The organism is Pseudomonas citri, from assembly GCF_025336485.1.
Classification (GTDB): domain Bacteria; phylum Pseudomonadota; class Gammaproteobacteria; order Pseudomonadales; family Pseudomonadaceae; genus Aquipseudomonas; species Aquipseudomonas citri.
This window is the reverse complement of record NZ_JAODAB010000023.1, coordinates 1-16,944: the sequence shown is the minus strand read 5'-3', so window position 1 is coordinate 16,944 and position 16,944 is coordinate 1. Positions and strand designations below refer to the sequence as shown.

Below are 16,944 nucleotides of genomic sequence, written 5' to 3'. Positions count from 1 at the left end.
GAGTGTCCCTGATCGCTTCTGACCACTTCCGCATCGTTGTCGGCCTCGGCAAGAGCGGTATGTCCCTGGTTCGCTTCCTGGCGAGCCGGGGCGTGTCGTTTGCCGTCGCCGATACGCGGGAAAATCCACCTGAGCTGGCCACGCTGCGGCGTGACTATCCACAGGTGGATGTGCGTTGTGGCGAGCTGGACGTCGAGTTCCTGTGCCGCGCCGATGAGCTCTACGTGAGTCCCGGCCTGGCCCTGGCGACCCCGGCCCTGCAGGCTGCCGCGGCCCGTGGCGTGAAATTGTCCGGTGATATCGAGCTGTTCGCGCGTAACGCCAAGGCGCCGATCATTGCCATCAGCGGTTCCAATGCCAAGAGCACCGTCACCACCCTGGTGGGCGAGATGGCGGCGGCGGCTGGCAAGCGCGTCGCCGTGGGCGGCAACCTCGGCACCCCGGCGCTGGATTTGCTCAGCGATGACGTCGAGTTGTACGTGATGGAGCTGTCTAGCTTCCAGCTCGAGACCACCCATGACCTGGGTGCCGAAGTGGCGACCGTGCTCAACATCAGCGAAGACCACATGGACCGCTACAGCGGCCTGCCGGCGTACCACCTGGCCAAGCACCGGATCTTCCGTGGGGCCCGGCAGGTGGTGTTCAACCGCCAGGACGCGCTGACCCGTCCGCTGCTGGCCGAGAACCAGCCGTGCTGGTCCTTCGGCCTGAGTGTTCCGGACTTCAAGGGCTTCGGCTTGCGCGATGAGAACGGCGAGAAGTACCTGGCCTTCGAATTCCAGAACCTGATGCCGGTGCGCGAACTGAAGATCCGTGGCGCCCACAACCAGGCCAACGCCCTGGCGGCCCTGGCCCTGGGGCACGCGGTCGGTCTGCCATTTGACGCCATGCTGTCGGCCCTGCGCATCTTCGCCGGCCTCGAGCATCGCTGCCAGTGGGTACGCGACCTTGATGGCGTGGCCTGGTACAACGATTCCAAGGCCACCAACGTCGGTGCTGCGCTGGCGGCCATCGAAGGCTTGGGCGCGGACATCGACGGCAAACTCGTGCTGATCGCCGGTGGCGACGGCAAGGGCGCCGACTTCAAGGACCTGCGCGACCCGGTGGCGGCCAACTGCCGTGCCGTGGTGCTGATGGGCCGCGACCGTGAATTGATCGCCCAGGCCCTGGGCGATGCCGTGCCGCTGGTGCGCGTCGGCTCGCTGGACGAAGCGGTGCAGCAGTGCCGCGCCCTCGCGCAACCGGGCGACGCGGTGCTGTTGTCGCCGGCTTGCGCCAGCCTGGACATGTTCAAGAACTACGAAGAGCGTGGGCAGTTGTTCGCCCGGGCAGCGGAGGACTTGGCATGAGCTTGAGAAACATCATCAAGCCGTATCCGTCGCCGTTGATCACCGGACGCGGCATCGACCTGGATTTCCCGATGCTCGCCGGTTGCCTGGCCCTGCTCGGACTGGGTCTGGTGATGATCACCTCCGCCTCGTCGGAAGTGGCCGCCGTGCAGTCGGGCAACACGCTTTACCACATGATCCGCCACCTGATTTACCTGGTGCTCGGCCTGGGCGCGTGCGTGGTCACCATGATGGTGCCGATCGCCACATGGCAGCGCATGGGCTGGATGATGCTGCTCGGTGCCTTCGGCCTGTTGGTGATGGTGCTGGTGCCGGGTATTGGCCGCGAGGTCAACGGTTCGATGCGTTGGATCGGCTTCAGTTTCTTCAACGTACAGCCTTCGGAAATCGCCAAGGTGTTCGTGGTGCTCTTCCTCGCCGGTTACCTGGTGCGGCGCCAGAAAGAAGTGCGCGAAAGCTGGATGGGTTTCTTCAAGCCGTTCATCGTGCTGCTGCCGATGGCGGGCCTGTTGCTGATGGAGCCGGACTTCGGCGCCACGGTCGTGATGATGGGCGCGGCGGCGGCCATGTTGTTCCTCGGCGGCGTCGGGCTGTTCCGCTTCATCCTGATGGTGGCGCTGGCGGTGGCGGCGGTCACGGTACTGGTCCAGGCCCAACCCTATCGGATGGCGCGCCTGATCACCTTTACCGACCCGTGGGCCGACCAGTTCGGCTCCGGCTATCAACTGACCCAGGCGCTGATCGCTTTCGGTCGCGGCGAATGGCTGGGCGTGGGGCTGGGCAACAGCGTGCAGAAACAGTTCTACCTGCCCGAAGCCCACACCGACTTCGTGTTCTCGGTCCTGGCCGAGGAGCTGGGCGTGGTCGGCTCGTTGTGCACCGTGGCCCTGTTCGTATTCGTCTGCGTGCGTGGCATGTACATCGGCTTGTGGGCCGAGAAGGCCAAGCAGTTTTTCGCGGCCTATGTGGCCTATGGCCTGTCGTTCCTGTGGATCGGCCAGTTCCTGATCAACATCGGCGTGAACGTCGGCCTGTTGCCGACCAAGGGCCTGACCTTGCCGTTCCTCAGCTATGGCGGCAGCTCCCTGGTGATCTGCTGTGCCTGCCTGGGGTTGTTGTTGCGCATCGAATGGGAGAGTCGAACCCACCTGGGCAGCGAAGAAATGGAATTCCACGAGAGCGACTTCGCCGAGGAGCCGACTCATGGGCGCTAACGTGCTGATCATGGCCGGCGGGACCGGCGGGCATGTATTCCCGGCGTTGGCCTGCGCCCGCGAGTTCCAGGCGCGCGGCTATACCGTGCACTGGCTGGGCACGCCACGGGGTATCGAGAATGAATTGGTGCCGGGTGCCGGGCTGGAACTGCATCGGATCAACGCCAGTGGTCTGCGGGGCAAAGGCAAGCTGTCGCTGCTCAAGGCACCGTTGATGCTGCTCAAGTCGGTCTGGCAGGCGCGGGCGATCATCCGCCGGTTGCGGCCGGTCTGCGTGGTGGGGTTTGGCGGTTATGTGACCGGTCCTGGCGGGGTTGCGGCAAAACTGGCCGGCGTGCCGGTGATCGTGCACGAGCAGAACGCCGTGGCCGGTACCGCCAATCGGTTACTGGTGCCGTTGGCCGCCCGGGTCTGTGAAGCCTTCCCCGACACCTTTACCCTGTCGGGCAGCCGGCGTACCACCGGTAATCCGGTGCGCTCCGAGCTGTTCCTCGAGACACCGCGCCCGGCCCTGGCCGGACGCAAGGCGCGTTTGCTGATCCTGGGTGGAAGCCTGGGGGCAGAACCGTTGAACAAATTGCTGCCCGAAGCCCTGTCGCAGGTCGCCCCCGAACTGCGTCCGGACGTGTTTCACCAGGCCGGCAAGCACCACGATGAAGTGACCGCCGAGCGCTACCGCGCCGCAGGCGTCGAGGCGCAAGTGCAGCCTTTCATCAAAGACATGGCCCAGGCGTATGGCTGGGCCGACCTGGTGGTGTGCCGCGCAGGCGCATTGACCATCAGCGAACTGGCTGCCGCCGGTCTGCCCTCGATGCTGGTGCCATTGCCCCACGCCATCGACGATCACCAGACCCGCAACGCCGATTATTTGGCCCGCGAAGGCGCTGCCTTCCTGATGCCGCAAAGAACGACTGGCGCCGCGGATCTTGCCGCCCGCCTGACAGAGGTTTTGATGCAGCCGCAACGACTTGAAGACATGGCCCGCGCCGCGCGCCGCCTGGCCAAACCCGATGCCACGGCCCAAGTGGTCGATACCTGCCTGGAGGTGGCCCATGGTTGAGAATCGCAAAGCCATGCCACAACCGGAAATGCGCCGTATCCGCCGCATCCACTTCGTCGGCATCGGCGGCGTGGGTATGTGCGGGATCGCCGAGGTGTTGCTGAACCTGGGCTACCAGGTTTCCGGCTCCGACCTGAAGGCTTCGCCGGTCACCGAGCGCCTGGAGTCCTTCGGCGCGCAGATCTTTATCGGTCACCGTGCCGAGAACGCCGCTAATGCCGACGTGCTGGTGGTTTCCAGTGCCGTGAACACCTCCAACCCGGAAGTCGCCACCGCCCTGGAACGCCGCATTCCGGTGGTGCCGCGGGCCGAGATGCTGGCCGAACTGATGCGTTATCGCCATGGCATCGCCGTCGCCGGCACCCACGGCAAGACCACCACCACCAGCCTGATCGCCTCGGTGTTCGCTTCCGGTGGCCTGGACCCGACCTTCGTGATCGGTGGTCGCCTGAATGCCGCGGGTACCAATGCCCAACTGGGCACCAGTCGCTACCTGATCGCCGAAGCCGACGAAAGCGATGCCAGTTTCCTGCACCTGCAACCGCTGGTGGCCGTGGTCACGAACATCGACGCCGACCACATGGCGACCTACGACGGCGACTTCAACAAATTGAAGAAAACCTTCGTCGAGTTCCTGCACAACCTGCCGTTCTACGGGTTGGCGGTGGTGTGCCTGGACGATCCGGTGGTGCGCGAGATCCTGCCGCTGGTCAAGCGCCCGACCGTGACCTACGGCTTTGGCGAAGAGGCCGACGTGCGCGCCATCAACGTGCGCCAGCAAGGCATGCAGACCTTCTTCACCGTACTGCGTCCGGATCGCGAGCCGTTGGAGGTGTCGGTGAACATGCCGGGCAACCACAACGTGCTCAATGCACTGGCCACCATCTGCATCGCCACCGATGAAGGCGTCAGCGATGAAGCCATCGTCCAGGGCTTGTCCGGGTTCCAGGGCGTGGGCCGGCGCTTCCAGGTCTACGGCGAACTGCCGGTGGACGGCGGTAGCGTGATGTTGGTGGACGACTACGGCCACCACCCGACCGAAGTCGCGGCGGTGATCAAGGCCGTGCGCGGTGGCTGGCCGGAGCGCCGCCTGGTGATGGTCTACCAGCCGCATCGCTACAGCCGCACCCGCGACCTGTACGACGATTTCGTCCAGGTGCTGACCGACGCCAACGTGCTGCTGTTGATGGAAGTCTATCCGGCCGGCGAAGAGCCGATCCCGGGCGCCGACAGCCGTCAGCTGTGCCACAGCATCCGCCAGCGCGGTCAACTGGACCCGATCTACATCGAGCGCGGTGTGGACCTCGCGCCGCTGGTCAAGCCGCTGCTGCGCGCCGGTGACATCCTGCTCTGCCAGGGCGCCGGTGACATCGGTGGCCTGGCCCCGAAACTGTTGAATAGTCCGTTATTCGCCGGAGCTGTCGCAGCTCCGAGCGCGGGGAAACTGAAATGACTGCTGCCTACGCCAACCTGGCCTCGACCCTCGACCCGAAAGCCTTCGGCCGCGTCGCCGTGCTGTTCGGTGGCAAGAGCGCCGAGCGCGAGGTGTCCCTCAAGTCCGGCAACGCTGTGCTGCAAGCCTTGCAAAGCGCCGGTGTCGACGCCTTCGGCATCGACGTGGGCGACGATCTGCTGCAACGCCTGCTCAACGAAAAGATCGACCGTGCGTTCATCATTCTCCATGGCCGTGGCGGTGAAGACGGCAGTATGCAAGGCCTGCTCGAATGCCTAGGCATTCCCTACACCGGCAGTGGCATCCTGGCCTCGGCCCTGGCGATGGACAAGCTGCGCACCAAGCAGGTCTGGCACAGCCTCGGTATTCCGACGCCGCGTCACGCCGTGCTGGCATCCGAGGCCGATTGTATTTCGGCGGCCACGGAACTGGGCTTCCCTTTGATCGTCAAACCGGCCCATGAAGGTTCAAGTATCGGCATGGCGAAAGTGAATTCGCTGCCTGAGTTGACCGCGGCATGGAAAGACGCCAGTTCCTACGATTCGCAAGTGTTGGTCGAACAGTGGATCAGTGGTCCCGAGTTCACCATAGCCATCCTGCGTGACCAGGTCTTGCCCCCGATTGCGCTGGGCACCCCCCACACGTTCTACGACTACGACGCCAAGTACCTGGCCAACGATACCCAGTACCGCATTCCCTGCGGGCTGGACGCCGCCAAGGAAAAACAACTGATGGACCTCACGGCCAAGGCCTGTGAGGCGTTGGGTATTGCCGGTTGGGGCCGTGCGGACGTGATGCAGGACGCCGACGGGCAGTTCTGGTTCCTGGAAGTCAACACCGCTCCCGGCATGACCGATCACAGCCTGGTACCGATGGCAGCCCGTGCCGCCGGCCTGGATTTCCAGCAACTGGTGCTGTCGATCCTGGCGGCCAGTGTCGGCCAGCAAGAGCCAAGAGGTTAAGCCATGCAAGGCGCATCGCTTCGTCATCAGCCATCCGCACCCGGTCGCAAGCCGGTGCCGCGGGGTGCCAGCCGAATGGTGGCCAAGGAGCCGATGTCGGCGCGCTTGCCGAAAGCCAATTTTGGTTTTCTCAAAAGCCTGTTCTGGCCGGTGCTGCTGGTGGCGTTGGGATTCGGCACCTATGAAGGTGCCCAGCGGTTGCTGCCGTATGCCGACCGGCCGATCGCCCGGATCAACGTCCAGGGCGACTTGAGCTACATCAGCCAGCAGGCGGTGCAACAGCGGATCGCCCCTTATGTGGCGTCGAGCTTTTTCACCATCGACCTGGCCGGCATGCGCACGGAGCTGGAACAGATGCCCTGGATCGCCCACGCCGAAGTCCGCCGGGTATGGCCGGACCAGGTGTCGATCCGCCTGGAAGAACAACTGCCGGTGGCCCGTTGGGGCGACGAGTCGCTGTTGAACAACCAGGGCCAGGCATTCACGCCAAGGGAACTGGCCAACTATGAACATCTGCCACAGTTGTTCGGCCCTCAGCGGGCCCAGCAGCAAGTGATGCAGCAATACCAGGTGTTGAGCCAGATGCTGCGGCCGTTGGGTTTCTCCATCGCGCGCCTGGAGCTGCGTGAGCGCGGCAGCTGGTTCCTGACCACGGGCGCTGGCAGCTCGGGGCCGGGCGTCGAGCTGCTGCTCGGGCGCGGCAACCTGGTGGAAAAGATGCGCCGCTTCATTGCCATCTACGACAAGACGCTCAAAGAACAGTTTACGAACATTGCGCGCATCGATCTGCGCTACGCCAACGGCCTGGCTGTTGGCTGGCGCGAACCTGTTGCGCCGTCGACGGCCGCACCCGCCGTCGCGAAGAATTAAGAAGAGGCAGGACCCATGGCAAACGTGCAAAGCGGAAAAATGATCGTCGGTCTGGATATCGGCACTTCCAAGGTGGTTGCGCTGGTAGGCGAGGTCGCGGACGACGGCACGCTGGTCATCGTCGGGATCGGTACGCACCCGTCCCGTGGCTTGAAAAAAGGCGTGGTGGTGAACATCGAGTCCACCGTGCAATCGATCCAGCGCGCCATCGAAGAAGCGCAGCTGATGGCCGGCTGCCGGATTCACTCGGCGTTCGTCGGCGTGGCGGGCAATCACATCCGCAGCCTGAACTCCCACGGCATCGTGGCGATCCGCGATCGCGAAGTCAGCTCCGCCGACCTCGAGCGCGTGCTCGACGCGGCCCAGGCTGTGGCGATCCCGGCCGACCAGCGGGTGCTGCACACCCTGCCGCAGGACTACGTGATCGATAACCAGGAAGGCGTGCGTGAGCCCCTGGGCATGTCCGGCGTGCGTCTGGAGGCCAAGGTCCACGTGGTCACCTGCGCGGTGAACGCCGCCCAGAACATCGAGAAATGCGTGCGCCGCTGCGGCCTGGAAATCGACGACATCATCCTTGAGCAACTGGCTTCGGCCTACTCGGTGCTGACCGACGACGAGAAAGAGCTGGGCGTGTGCCTGGTGGACATCGGCGGCGGTACGACCGACATCGCGATCTTCACCGAGGGCGCCATCCGCCACACGGCGGTGATCCCGATTGCGGGCGACCAGGTGACCAACGACATCGCCATGGCGTTGCGCACCCCGACCCAGTACGCCGAGGAAATCAAGATCCGCTACGCCTGCGCCCTGGCGAAACTGGCCGGTGCCGGCGAAACCATCAAGGTGCCGAGCGTGGGCGACCGTCCACCGCGCGAACTGTCGCGCCAGGCCCTGGCCGAAGTGGTCGAGCCACGTTACGACGAGCTGTTCACGCTGATCCAGGCCGAGCTGCGTCGCAGCGGCTACGAAGACCTGATCCCGGCCGGCATCGTGCTGACCGGCGGTACCTCGAAGATGGAAGGCGCGGTCGAGCTGGCCGAGGAGATCTTCCACATGCCGGTGCGCCTGGGCGTGCCCCATGGCGTCAAGGGCCTGGACGACGTGGTCCGCAACCCGATCTATTCCACAGGTGTGGGCCTGTTGATGTACGGCTTGCAGAAACAGTCCGACGGGATCTCGTTCTCCGGAATCGGCAGTCGCGACAGCTACAGCAGTGACGAGCCCAAGGCTCCGTTGTTCGAGCGGCTCCAGGCCTGGGTGAAAGGCAATTTCTAAAAGGTTTCAAGCTTCAGGCGGCAGGTTTCAGGCCTGCGCTGGAAGACGGCAACAAACGCAGTAGGCGAAAAAACTAGAGAATGAAAGGAGAGGGAAAATGTTCGAACTCGTAGACAACATCCCCGCCAGCCCGGTTATCAAGGTAATCGGTGTCGGCGGTGGCGGCGGCAACGCTGTCAACCACATGGTCAAGAGCAACATCGAAGGCGTCGAGTTCATCTGCGCCAACACCGATGCTCAAGCGCTGAAGAACATCGGCGCGCGGACCATCCTGCAACTGGGTACCGGCGTGACCAAGGGCCTGGGTGCCGGCGCGAATCCCGAGGTCGGCCGCCAGGCTGCCCTGGAAGATCGCGAGCGCATCGCTGAAGTCCTGGCCGGCACCAACATGGTGTTCATCACCACGGGCATGGGCGGCGGTACCGGTACCGGTGCGGCGCCGATCATTGCCGAAGTGGCCAAGGAAATGGGCATCCTCACCGTTGCAGTGGTGACCCGTCCGTTCCCGTTCGAAGGCCGCAAGCGCATGCAGATCGCCGACGAAGGCATCCGCGCGCTGAGCGACAGCGTCGACTCGTTGATCACCATTCCCAACGAGAAACTGCTGACCATCCTCGGTAAAGACGCAAGCCTGCTGTCGGCGTTCGCCAAGGCTGACGATGTACTGGCCGGTGCCGTTCGCGGTATCTCCGACATCATCAAGCGTCCGGGCATGATCAACGTCGACTTCGCCGACGTACGCACCGTGATGTCCGAAATGGGCATGGCGATGATGGGCACCGGCTGCGCCAGCGGTCCGAACCGTGCGCGCGAGGCCACTGAAGCGGCCATTCGCAACCCGCTGCTCGAAGACGTCAACCTGCAAGGCGCTCGGGGCATCCTGGTGAACATCACCGCCGGTCCCGACCTGTCCCTGGGCGAGTACTCCGACGTGGGTAGCATCATCGAGGCGTTCGCTTCCGATCACGCGATGGTCAAGGTCGGCACTGTGATCGATCCGGACATGCGCGACGAGTTGCACGTGACCGTGGTTGCCACCGGCCTGGGCGCGAAAATCGAGAAACCGATGAAGGTGATCGACAACACCGTCCAAACCGCCATGGCTTCACAGCCACAGCAACAAGCTCCCGTTCGTCAGGAACAGCCTGCGGTGAACTACCGTGACCTGGACCGTCCGACCGTCATGCGCAACCAGGCCCAGGCCGGTGCTGCGACTGCCGCGAAGATGAATCCGCAAGACGATCTGGATTACCTGGATATCCCGGCTTTCCTGCGTCGTCAGGCCGATTGATGAAATGCATCAGGGGGATACGGGTGATTGGTGTTCAGCAAAGGTCTGGTCTGCTATCATCGCCAGCCTTTGTTGATACCAGTTCGCAATTTGCGCTGAAGCGGCCCATGCCATGATTAAACAACGCACCCTGAAGAATATTATCCGTGCCACAGGTGTCGGCCTGCACTCCGGCGAGAAGGTCTACCTGACCCTCAAGCCCGCACCTGTCGATACCGGCATCGTGTTTTGTCGTGCCGACCTCGACCCTGTGGTGCAGATCCCTGCTCGCGCGGAAAACGTTGGTGAAACCACTATGTCGACCACACTGGTCAACGGTGACACCAAAGTGGACACGGTGGAGCATTTGCTCTCGGCCATGGCTGGCCTGGGCATCGATAACGCCTACGTCGAGCTCTCCGCGTCCGAAGTCCCGATCATGGATGGCAGTGCCGGACCCTTCGTATTCCTGATTCAATCGGCTGGCCTGGAAGAGCAGGACGCGGCCAAGAAATTCATCCGCATCCTGCGGGAAGTGACCGTGGAAGATGGCGACAAGCGCGCCACTTTCGTCCCTTTCGAAGGTTTCAAGGTGAGTTTCGAGATCGATTTCGATCACCCGGTTTTCCGGGACCGCACCCAAAGTGCAAGCGTGGACTTTTCCAGCACTTCGTTCGTAAAAGAAGTCAGCCGCGCCCGTACCTTTGGTTTCATGAGTGACATCGAGTACCTGCGCAAGCACAACCTCGCACTCGGCGGCAGCGTTGAAAACGCGATCGTGGTCGATTCCGATGGCGTGTTGAACGAAGACGGCCTTCGTTATGAAGACGAATTCGTCAAGCACAAGATCCTCGATGCAATTGGTGACCTCTACCTGCTGGGCAACAGCCTGATTGGTGAGTTCAAGGGCTTCAAGTCCGGCCATGCACTGAACAACCAGCTGCTGCGCAAGTTGATTGAGCAGAAAGATGCTTGGGAAGTCGTGACGTTCGAAGATGCCAGCACCGCACCAATCTCCTACATGCGCCCTGTAGCGGCCGTGTAGGCAAAAACCTCTCTAGTTTTTAAGGGCTGCCTTCGGGTGGCCCTTTTTTATGGGGCTGATTATGGTGGTGGGTTTGCCGGCTTTTTGCTTTTGCTTTTGCTTTTGATCTCAACGCCCCATCAACCACGCTGGCCGAACGCAGGCATTGCGCAGTGGGCATCCCGGCATGGATGCCGGGATAGCCGCGCTGGGCCATGGATGGCTCTTCGCGGCGGGCCCACGGAGCAATGCCGGAGTGAGGGAACACCGAGCCTCGGCGAGGTGCCGAGTGGTGGGGCAAAGCGTTTTGGTTACTTTTGCGCTTTATCAAAAGTGACCCGCCGTCAGGGCGGAACCCTAAGTGGCCGTTATCGCAGCAACGGATATACACTCCCACCCCCCAAAAAAAACCACATCACATCGCACAAACCACCCGATTCCGCCCACTGGCCTTGGCCTGATACAACGCCTTGTCCGCCGCAAACAACAATTGCTTGAGCTCCTCATAAGGCCCGTTAACCCAGGTGGCAATGCCAATGCTGACGGTCATGGGCGCCTCCCCGGGGTGGACGGGAGGCAATTGTTCCACCGCTTCGCGAATCGCCTGGGCCATGCTGAACGCCCCCGCAGTAGTGGTCTCCGGCAGTACAACGGAGAACTCCTCGCCACCGTAACGTGCCGCCAGGTCGGCCGGCCGACGCACGTGTTCGCTGATCAGCTGGGCCAGGTTACGCAAGGCCTCGTCACCGACCTGATGACCATGACGATCGTTGAACGCCTTGAAGTGGTCCGCATCGATCATCAGGATCGACAGCGGCTGGCCGGAACGTTGGGCGCGCAGCCATTCCTGTTGCAGGGTTTCATCCAGGGTTCGCCGGTTGGCCAGCCCCGTCAACGCGTCGATGGACGCCAGTTTGGCCAGTTCCTGTTCGGCAATGTGGCGGCGCCTCAGTTCGCGGCGCAGCAGCCAGGTCAGCCACAGCAGGCCGATGCACAATGCGCCCGTTGCGCCACTGACCAGCAGGGCGGTGCGTTGCCAGGAGGCAAACACTTCCTGGGCAGAAAGCGCCACCACGACGATCAATGGCAAGTCGCCGACTTGGGAGAAGGTATACAGACGCAGTTGCTGATCACGGCTCGACAGGGCGGTGAAACTGCCGTTGCCTTCGCGCAGGATGCGTACGAAATTCGGTCGGTTGCTGAAGTCCTTGCCGATCAGGTCCGCCGCCACGGGCGGCTCCTGTGCCAATAGGATGCCGTCGCGACTGATCAGGTTGACCGAGCCGCCATGGCCCACGTTGAGGCTTTTGAACAACTGGCTGAAGTAACTCAGGCGCATCGCGGACTCGGCCACACCCTTGAATTCACCCTGTTCATCGCTCCAGCGGCGGCTGAAGCTGATGCGCCAGTCGTGTTCGCCGCTCCTGGCGCGAAACGGTGGGCTGATTTTCATGTCCGGGCTTGGATCGAGGACATGGGACTGGAAATACTCCCGATCAGCGTAGTTGCCCTTGCGGGGTACCTCGGAGGCAGAGTCCGCCACCACATCACCATTTTTGTCGAGCAGCAGGATGTCGCCTTTATAGGGGGCGGCGGTGGCGCGGTCGAAGTAGGCCAGGTGACGGATGGCTGGAGAAACATCCTTGAGGTCGTCGCGTTTTGCCGCGGCGAGCAAACCTTGCACCGACAGGTCGTAGAGTTCGACATTGCGCAGTACGTCGGCGTCAATCAGTTGCACGATATTGCTGGCCGCACGCGTTGCGGCCTGTTGGGCGGCGGCCTGTTCGCGAATCAGCAGGAAGGTCACGATGCTCAGGATGGCGATGACAACCAATGAGCTGGCCAGCACGAGGACTCGTTCCGAAGGTGCCGGAAGCGGGGTGATGCCGGGTGTCGCACTGCTCGCGCTCATGGTACTGATGTCTGCGTATGTCATTTGGCTGGGATCGCTCCCAAGGGCTGCACAACCGGCACTGAACCAGATGCTGGCCTTTTGCTGGAATTGTGCTTGGATCGGTGAGAGCGGGCAATCAGTGTTTGCGCGATAACCCGGTAGGCGCCGCCGAGGGCTGCGGTTTGTGGATGATGATCCATTTGGCTTTCGCCTGGCATTCAACCGGGGAATAGGGCCAACCTTTTACGCATGTGACCCCGGCTCAGTCTGTGGTCGCCGGCGCAGCTTCGGGATGGTGGCCGGGTCGATGGAACAGTCGCTCCAGCCACAAGTAGATGATTGGGGTGGTGAACAGCGTCAGTGCCTGGCTCACCAGTAGGCCGCCCACCACCGCAATGCCCAGGGGCTGGCGCAACTCCGCGCCAGCCCCATAGCCGAGCATCAGCGGCAGGGCGCCGAGCAGGGCGGCGAGGGTGGTCATCATGATCGGTCGGAACCTGGTCAGGCACGCCTGGAAAATCGCTTCCTGGGGCGTCATCCCCTTGTCGCGCTGGGCGTCGAGGGCGAAGTCGATCATCAGGATGCCGTTCTTCTTGACGATGCCGATCAGCAGCACCAACCCGATCAGTGCCATGATCGAAAAGTCCTGGCCCAGCAGCCAGAGCATGATCAAGGCGCCGAGGCCGGCCGAGGGCAGCGTCGAAATGATCGTCAGCGGATGCACGAAACTCTCGTAGAGCACCCCCAGGATGATGTACACCGCCACCAGCGCGGCCAGGATCAACCACGGCTGGCTGGCCAGGGAACTCTGGAATGCCTGGGCCGCGCCCTGGAAGTTACCGCTGATGGCGGCCGGCATGCCGATCTCGTTCTTCGCCTGGTCGAGGATGCGCACCGCGTCCCCGAGTGCCACGCCGGGCGCCAGGTTGAACGACAGGTTGGCGGCCGGGAACATACCGTCGTGGGCAATGGACAGCGGGCCGTTGCTCGGTGGGTCGAAGCGAGCGAGGGCCGAGAGCGGCACCATCTCCCCGCTCAGCGGCGAGCGCAGGTAGAAGTACGCCAGGCTCTCGGCCTTGCCGCGCTGGCGGGTGTCGAGTTCCAGGATCACGTTGTACTGGTTGGTCTCGGTCTGGAATTCATTGATCTGCCGCTGGCCGAAGGCATCGTACAGGGCCTGGTCGACATCGCTGGCGGTGAGGCCGAAGCGCGCCGCCGCGCTGCGGTCGATGTTGATGTGGGTGATGCTGCCGCCCAGTTGCAGGTCGTTGGAGATGTCACGCAGCGCCGGGTTGCCGCGCAGCTTGTCGGTGAGTTTTTGCGTCCAGGCATTGAGGCTCGGCCCGTCGTTGCTCTTGAGCACATATTGGTACTGGGCGCGGCTGGGGCCGGAGCTGAGGTTGATGTCTTGCCCGGCGCGAAGGTACAGCACCACGCCCGGGATCTTCAGCAGCTTGGGGCGGATCCGGTCGATGAAGCCGCTGGCCGATACGTCACGCTCGCTGCGGGGCTTTAGGGCGATCCAGAAGCGGCCGTTGGCGATGGTCTGGTTGTTGCCCGAGACACCGACGGAGTGGGAGAACGTCTGCACCGCCGGGTCGGCGGCGACGATTTCAGCCAGGGCCTTGTGCTTGGCTACCATGTCCGGGAACGAGACGTCGGCGGCGGCTTCGCTGGTGCCCAGCACCAGGCCGGTGTCCTGTACCGGGAAGAAGCCCTTGGGGATGAACACGTAGCCCACCACCGCCAGCGCCAGGGTCAGGCCGAATACCCCGATCATTATTTTCTGGTGGGCCAGGGCCTGGCGCAGGCCACGTTCATAGCCGCCCAGCAGGCGGTCGCCGAACCCCGGCTTGGCGTGGGCAGGGTGCACCGGGGCACGCATGAACAACGCCGCCAGGGTCGGCGCCAGGGTCAGCGATACCACGACGGAGACCAGGATGGTCGAGGTGGCGGTCAGGGCAAACTCCTTGAACAGCCGCCCGACCACGCCGCCCATGAACAGCAGCGGAATGAACGCGGCCACCAGGGAAAAACTGATGGAGACCACGGTAAAGCCAATCTCGCCGGCGCCCTTGATCGCCGCCTCGCGCATGCCGTCGCCGGCCTCCAGGTGACGATGGATGTTCTCCACTACCACGATGGCGTCGTCCACCACGAACCCCACCGAAATGACGATTGCCACCAGGGTCAGGTTGTTCAGGCTGAAACCCATCAGGTACATCAGCGCACAACTGGCGGTCAGCGATACTCCCAGCACCGCCGAGACGATCAGGGTTGCCGAGAGCTGGCGCAGGAACAGCGCCATCACCGCGACCACCAGCAGCACCGCGATCAACAGGGTGATTTCCACCTCGTGCAGGGAGGCGCGGATGGTCTGGGTACGGTCGATCAGCACCTTGACCTGCACGGCCGCGGGCAGCATCGCTTGCAGGGTGGGCAAGGCCGCCTGGACGCGGTCGACGGTCTCGACGATGTTGGCGCCGGGCTGTCGGAAGATGACCAGGTTGACCCCGGGTTCATCGTCGGACCAGGCCTGGACGTAGGCGTTTTCCGAACCGTTGACGACCGTTGCAATGTCCTTGAGGTGGACCGGTGCGCCGTTCTTGTAGGCCACGATCAGCTCGCCGTACTCCTCGGGTTGGAACAGTTGATCGTTGGTGGACAGCGTGGAAACGCTCGAGTCCCCGTACAAGGCGCCCTTGGCCAGGTTGAGGCTGGCCTGTTGCAGCGCGATGCGGATGTCCGCCAGGGTCAGGCCCATGGCCGCGAGGCGGTCGGCCGAGGCCTGGACCCGGATCGCCGGACGTTGCTGGCCGGTGATGTAGATTTGCCCTACGCCGTCGATCTGGCTGATCTGACGGGCGAGCAGTGTTTCGACGTAGTCACTCAGTTCGGTGCCGGGCATCAGGCTGGAGCTGATACTGAGGATCAGCACGGGGCTGTCGGCGGGGTTGACCTTGCGCCAGGTCGGCAGGTTCGGCATGTCCTTGGGCAGCTTGCCGGCGGCGGTGTTGATGGCTGCCTGGACTTCCTGGGCGGCGGTGTCGATGCTTTTGTCGAGGCTGAATTGCAGGATCAGGTTGGTCGAGCCCAGGGCACTGCTGGAAGTCATCTGGGTGATGCCGGGAATGGCGCTGAATTGCACTTCCAGCGGCGTCGCCACCGACGAGGCCATGGTCTCGGGACTGGCACCAGGCAACTGGGCATTGACCTGGATGGTGGGGAATTCCGCCTCCGGCAACGGCGCGACGGGGAGGCGGGGAAACGCGATCAACCCCAACAAGACCAGGGCGAACGTCAGCAGCACCGTGGCGATGGGGTGGTCGATGCACCACGCCGAAACCGAACCCCGGCCCTTCACGGTTGCGACTCCGAGGTCTTGGTCAGGGCGGGTGGATCACTGAGCACCTGGACATGGCTGCCCGGCTTGAGCCGCGACTGACCATCGCTCACCAATTGGTCGCCAGCGTTCACTCCCTTGATGATGTGCAGGTCGCTGTCCTGGTAAACCATCGTCACCGGCACGCTCTCCACCGTGTCACCCTTGACCCGGTACACGAAGTGCTGCTCCAGCCCGCGCTGGACCACGGTCGGTGGAACCACCAGGGCGTTTTTGTCGAGGGCGGTCTGGATCTTCAGCGTCACCAGTTGCCCAGGCCACAGCCGTTGCGCGGCGTTGTCGAATTCAGCCTTGGCCCGCAGGGTCCCTGTGTTGGGGTTGATCTGGTTGTCGATCAGGCTCAGGTGGCCCTCGCCGAGCAATTCCCCGGTGTTGCCGTCGGCACCGATGTAGGCCTTGACCAAGGCTCGGTCGGGGGCGGCGATCAGGCGCTGCAAGGTGGGCAGCATCTGCTGGGGCAAGGAGAACTCCACGGCGATCGGATCGATCTGGGTCACGGTGAACAGGCCTTCGCTGTCGCCAGTGCGCAGGAAGTTGCCTTCGTCTACGTTGCGAATGCCGACGCGACCGGCCACGGGGGAGCGGATCTGGGTGTAGGACAGTTGCACCTGCGCGGCGTCGATGGCGGCCTGGTTGCCCTGGGCCGTGGCCTTGAGCTGGTTGACCAGTGCCTGTTGCTGGTCGTAGGTCTGCTTCGAGACGCCGTCATCGACACTGAGCAATTTGTAGCGTTTGAGGTTGACCTGGGCCACCGCCAACTGTGCCTGGCTCTCGCCGAGCTGGGCCGTGGCCTGGTCGAGGCTGGCACGGATCGAGCGGTCATCGATGGTTGCCAGCAGGTCTCCCTTCTTGACCCATTGTCCTTCCTTGACCAGCAGTCGCGTGAGGATGCCGTCGATCTGTGGACGGATCACCACGCTGTGCATCGACAGTACCGTGCCGATGCTGCTGGCAAAGCGGGGGACGTCCTTTTGCTCCACGCTGGCGACGCGTACCGGAATGGCGCTGGCGGTGCCGGGCCGTGCTGGGGCAGGTTTCAGGACAAGCCAGAGGACCAGGGCCACCAGGGCAAGCGACAGCGCAACGAACAGGACGGTTTAATGAGATGGTCACCCCCACACCCTGCGAGGGCTACGCTTTCGCAGGGTGTTTTGTTTTCGGAGGCCATCA

The 16,944-nt window shown here is 63.3% G+C and carries 13 protein-coding genes; 9 read left to right on the top strand and 4 right to left on the bottom strand.

Annotated features, from left to right (window positions below):
- Window positions 1–2: 2 nt before the first annotated feature.
- From murD to lpxC, 9 genes are all read left to right on the top strand, one after another.
- On the top strand, window positions 3–1,349 hold the full coding sequence (gene murD / locus N4Q37_RS21305; RefSeq protein WP_260961581.1) for a UDP-N-acetylmuramoyl-L-alanine--D-glutamate ligase: 1,347 nt from the start codon (window positions 3–5) through the stop codon (window positions 1,347–1,349).
- Window positions 1,346–2,563 carry a putative lipid II flippase FtsW gene (ftsW, locus tag N4Q37_RS21300; protein ID WP_390897952.1) on the top strand — a complete coding sequence of 406 codons (1,218 nt, stop codon included), beginning with the start codon at window positions 1,346–1,348 and terminating at the stop codon, window positions 2,561–2,563. Before murD ends, ftsW begins: the two co-directional genes overlap by 4 nt.
- Complete coding sequence (murG, locus tag N4Q37_RS21295) at window positions 2,553–3,623, top strand: undecaprenyldiphospho-muramoylpentapeptide beta-N-acetylglucosaminyltransferase (RefSeq protein WP_260961580.1); 1,071 nt, start codon at window positions 2,553–2,555, stop codon at window positions 3,621–3,623. Before ftsW ends, murG begins: the two co-directional genes overlap by 11 nt.
- Entirely contained in the window at window positions 3,616–5,076 is a 1,461-nt protein-coding gene (murC, locus tag N4Q37_RS21290) for a UDP-N-acetylmuramate--L-alanine ligase (protein ID WP_260961579.1), read from the top strand. The genes murG and murC overlap by 8 nt, the downstream gene beginning before the upstream one ends.
- Window positions 5,073–6,038, top strand: coding sequence for a D-alanine--D-alanine ligase (locus N4Q37_RS21285; protein ID WP_260961578.1), 966 nt, complete (start codon window positions 5,073–5,075; stop codon window positions 6,036–6,038). Before murC ends, N4Q37_RS21285 begins: the two co-directional genes overlap by 4 nt.
- Before the next feature lie 3 nt (window positions 6,039–6,041).
- Window positions 6,042–6,908, top strand: coding sequence for a cell division protein FtsQ/DivIB (locus tag N4Q37_RS21280; protein ID WP_260961577.1), 867 nt, complete (start codon window positions 6,042–6,044; stop codon window positions 6,906–6,908).
- Window positions 6,909–6,923: 15 nt separating this feature from the next.
- Window positions 6,924–8,183: a cell division protein FtsA gene (gene ftsA / locus N4Q37_RS21275; RefSeq protein ID WP_003205342.1), complete on the top strand. Its 1,260-nt coding sequence runs from the start codon at window positions 6,924–6,926 to the stop codon at window positions 8,181–8,183.
- A gap of 97 nt (window positions 8,184–8,280) precedes the next feature.
- Window positions 8,281–9,474 carry a cell division protein FtsZ gene (ftsZ, locus tag N4Q37_RS21270; protein WP_053149736.1) on the top strand — a complete coding sequence of 398 codons (1,194 nt, stop codon included), beginning with the start codon at window positions 8,281–8,283 and terminating at the stop codon, window positions 9,472–9,474.
- A gap of 112 nt (window positions 9,475–9,586) precedes the next feature.
- The gene (gene lpxC / locus N4Q37_RS21265; RefSeq protein ID WP_030139673.1) at window positions 9,587–10,498 is read left to right on the top strand and encodes a UDP-3-O-acyl-N-acetylglucosamine deacetylase; all 912 of its coding nucleotides are present in this window, start codon (window positions 9,587–9,589) and stop codon (window positions 10,496–10,498) included.
- 19 nt (window positions 10,499–10,517) lie between these two features.
- On the opposite strand, the gene N4Q37_RS21260 is transcribed toward lpxC, so the two are convergent.
- The 4 genes from N4Q37_RS21260 to N4Q37_RS21245 form a co-directional block, all read right to left on the bottom strand.
- Window positions 10,518–10,694 carry a hypothetical protein gene (locus N4Q37_RS21260; RefSeq protein WP_260961671.1) on the bottom strand — a complete coding sequence of 59 codons (177 nt, stop codon included), beginning with the start codon at window positions 10,692–10,694 and terminating at the stop codon, window positions 10,518–10,520.
- A 198-nt stretch (window positions 10,695–10,892) separates the two neighbouring features.
- A complete protein-coding gene (locus N4Q37_RS21255) occupies window positions 10,893–12,389 on the bottom strand; it encodes a sensor domain-containing diguanylate cyclase (RefSeq protein WP_260961574.1) in 1,497 nt (498 codons plus the stop codon).
- A gap of 244 nt (window positions 12,390–12,633) precedes the next feature.
- Window positions 12,634–15,735, bottom strand: coding sequence for a multidrug efflux RND transporter permease subunit (locus N4Q37_RS21250; protein ID WP_260961573.1), 3,102 nt, complete (start codon window positions 15,733–15,735; stop codon window positions 12,634–12,636).
- Window positions 15,732–16,841 (bottom strand): efflux RND transporter periplasmic adaptor subunit, encoded by a 1,110-nt coding sequence (locus tag N4Q37_RS21245; RefSeq protein WP_260961663.1) that lies wholly within the window; start codon window positions 16,839–16,841, stop codon window positions 15,732–15,734. Before N4Q37_RS21245 ends, N4Q37_RS21250 begins: the two co-directional genes overlap by 4 nt.
- Between the last annotated feature and the right edge of the window lie 103 nt (window positions 16,842–16,944).

Bases quoted from the DNA above. Each gene is read 5' to 3' on its own strand.
- N4Q37_RS21280 (WP_260961577.1), top strand. From the start codon at position 6,042: ATGCAAGGCGCATCGCTTCGTCATCAGCCATCCGCACCCGGTCGCAAG.
- ftsZ (WP_053149736.1), top strand. From the start codon at position 8,281: ATGTTCGAACTCGTAGACAACATCCCCGCCAGCCCGGTTATCAAGGTA.
- N4Q37_RS21285 (WP_260961578.1), top strand. From the start codon at position 5,073: ATGACTGCTGCCTACGCCAACCTGGCCTCGACCCTCGACCCGAAAGCC.
- murC (WP_260961579.1), top strand. From the start codon at position 3,616: ATGGTTGAGAATCGCAAAGCCATGCCACAACCGGAAATGCGCCGTATC.
- lpxC (WP_030139673.1), top strand. From the start codon at position 9,587: ATGATTAAACAACGCACCCTGAAGAATATTATCCGTGCCACAGGTGTC.
- ftsW (WP_390897952.1), top strand. From the start codon at position 1,346: ATGAGCTTGAGAAACATCATCAAGCCGTATCCGTCGCCGTTGATCACC.
- ftsA (WP_003205342.1), top strand. From the start codon at position 6,924: ATGGCAAACGTGCAAAGCGGAAAAATGATCGTCGGTCTGGATATCGGC.
- murG (WP_260961580.1), top strand. From the start codon at position 2,553: ATGGGCGCTAACGTGCTGATCATGGCCGGCGGGACCGGCGGGCATGTA.
- N4Q37_RS21260 (WP_260961671.1), bottom strand. From the start codon at position 10,694: ATGGCCCAGCGCGGCTATCCCGGCATCCATGCCGGGATGCCCACTGCG.
- N4Q37_RS21255 (WP_260961574.1), bottom strand. From the start codon at position 12,389: ATGAGCGCGAGCAGTGCGACACCCGGCATCACCCCGCTTCCGGCACCT.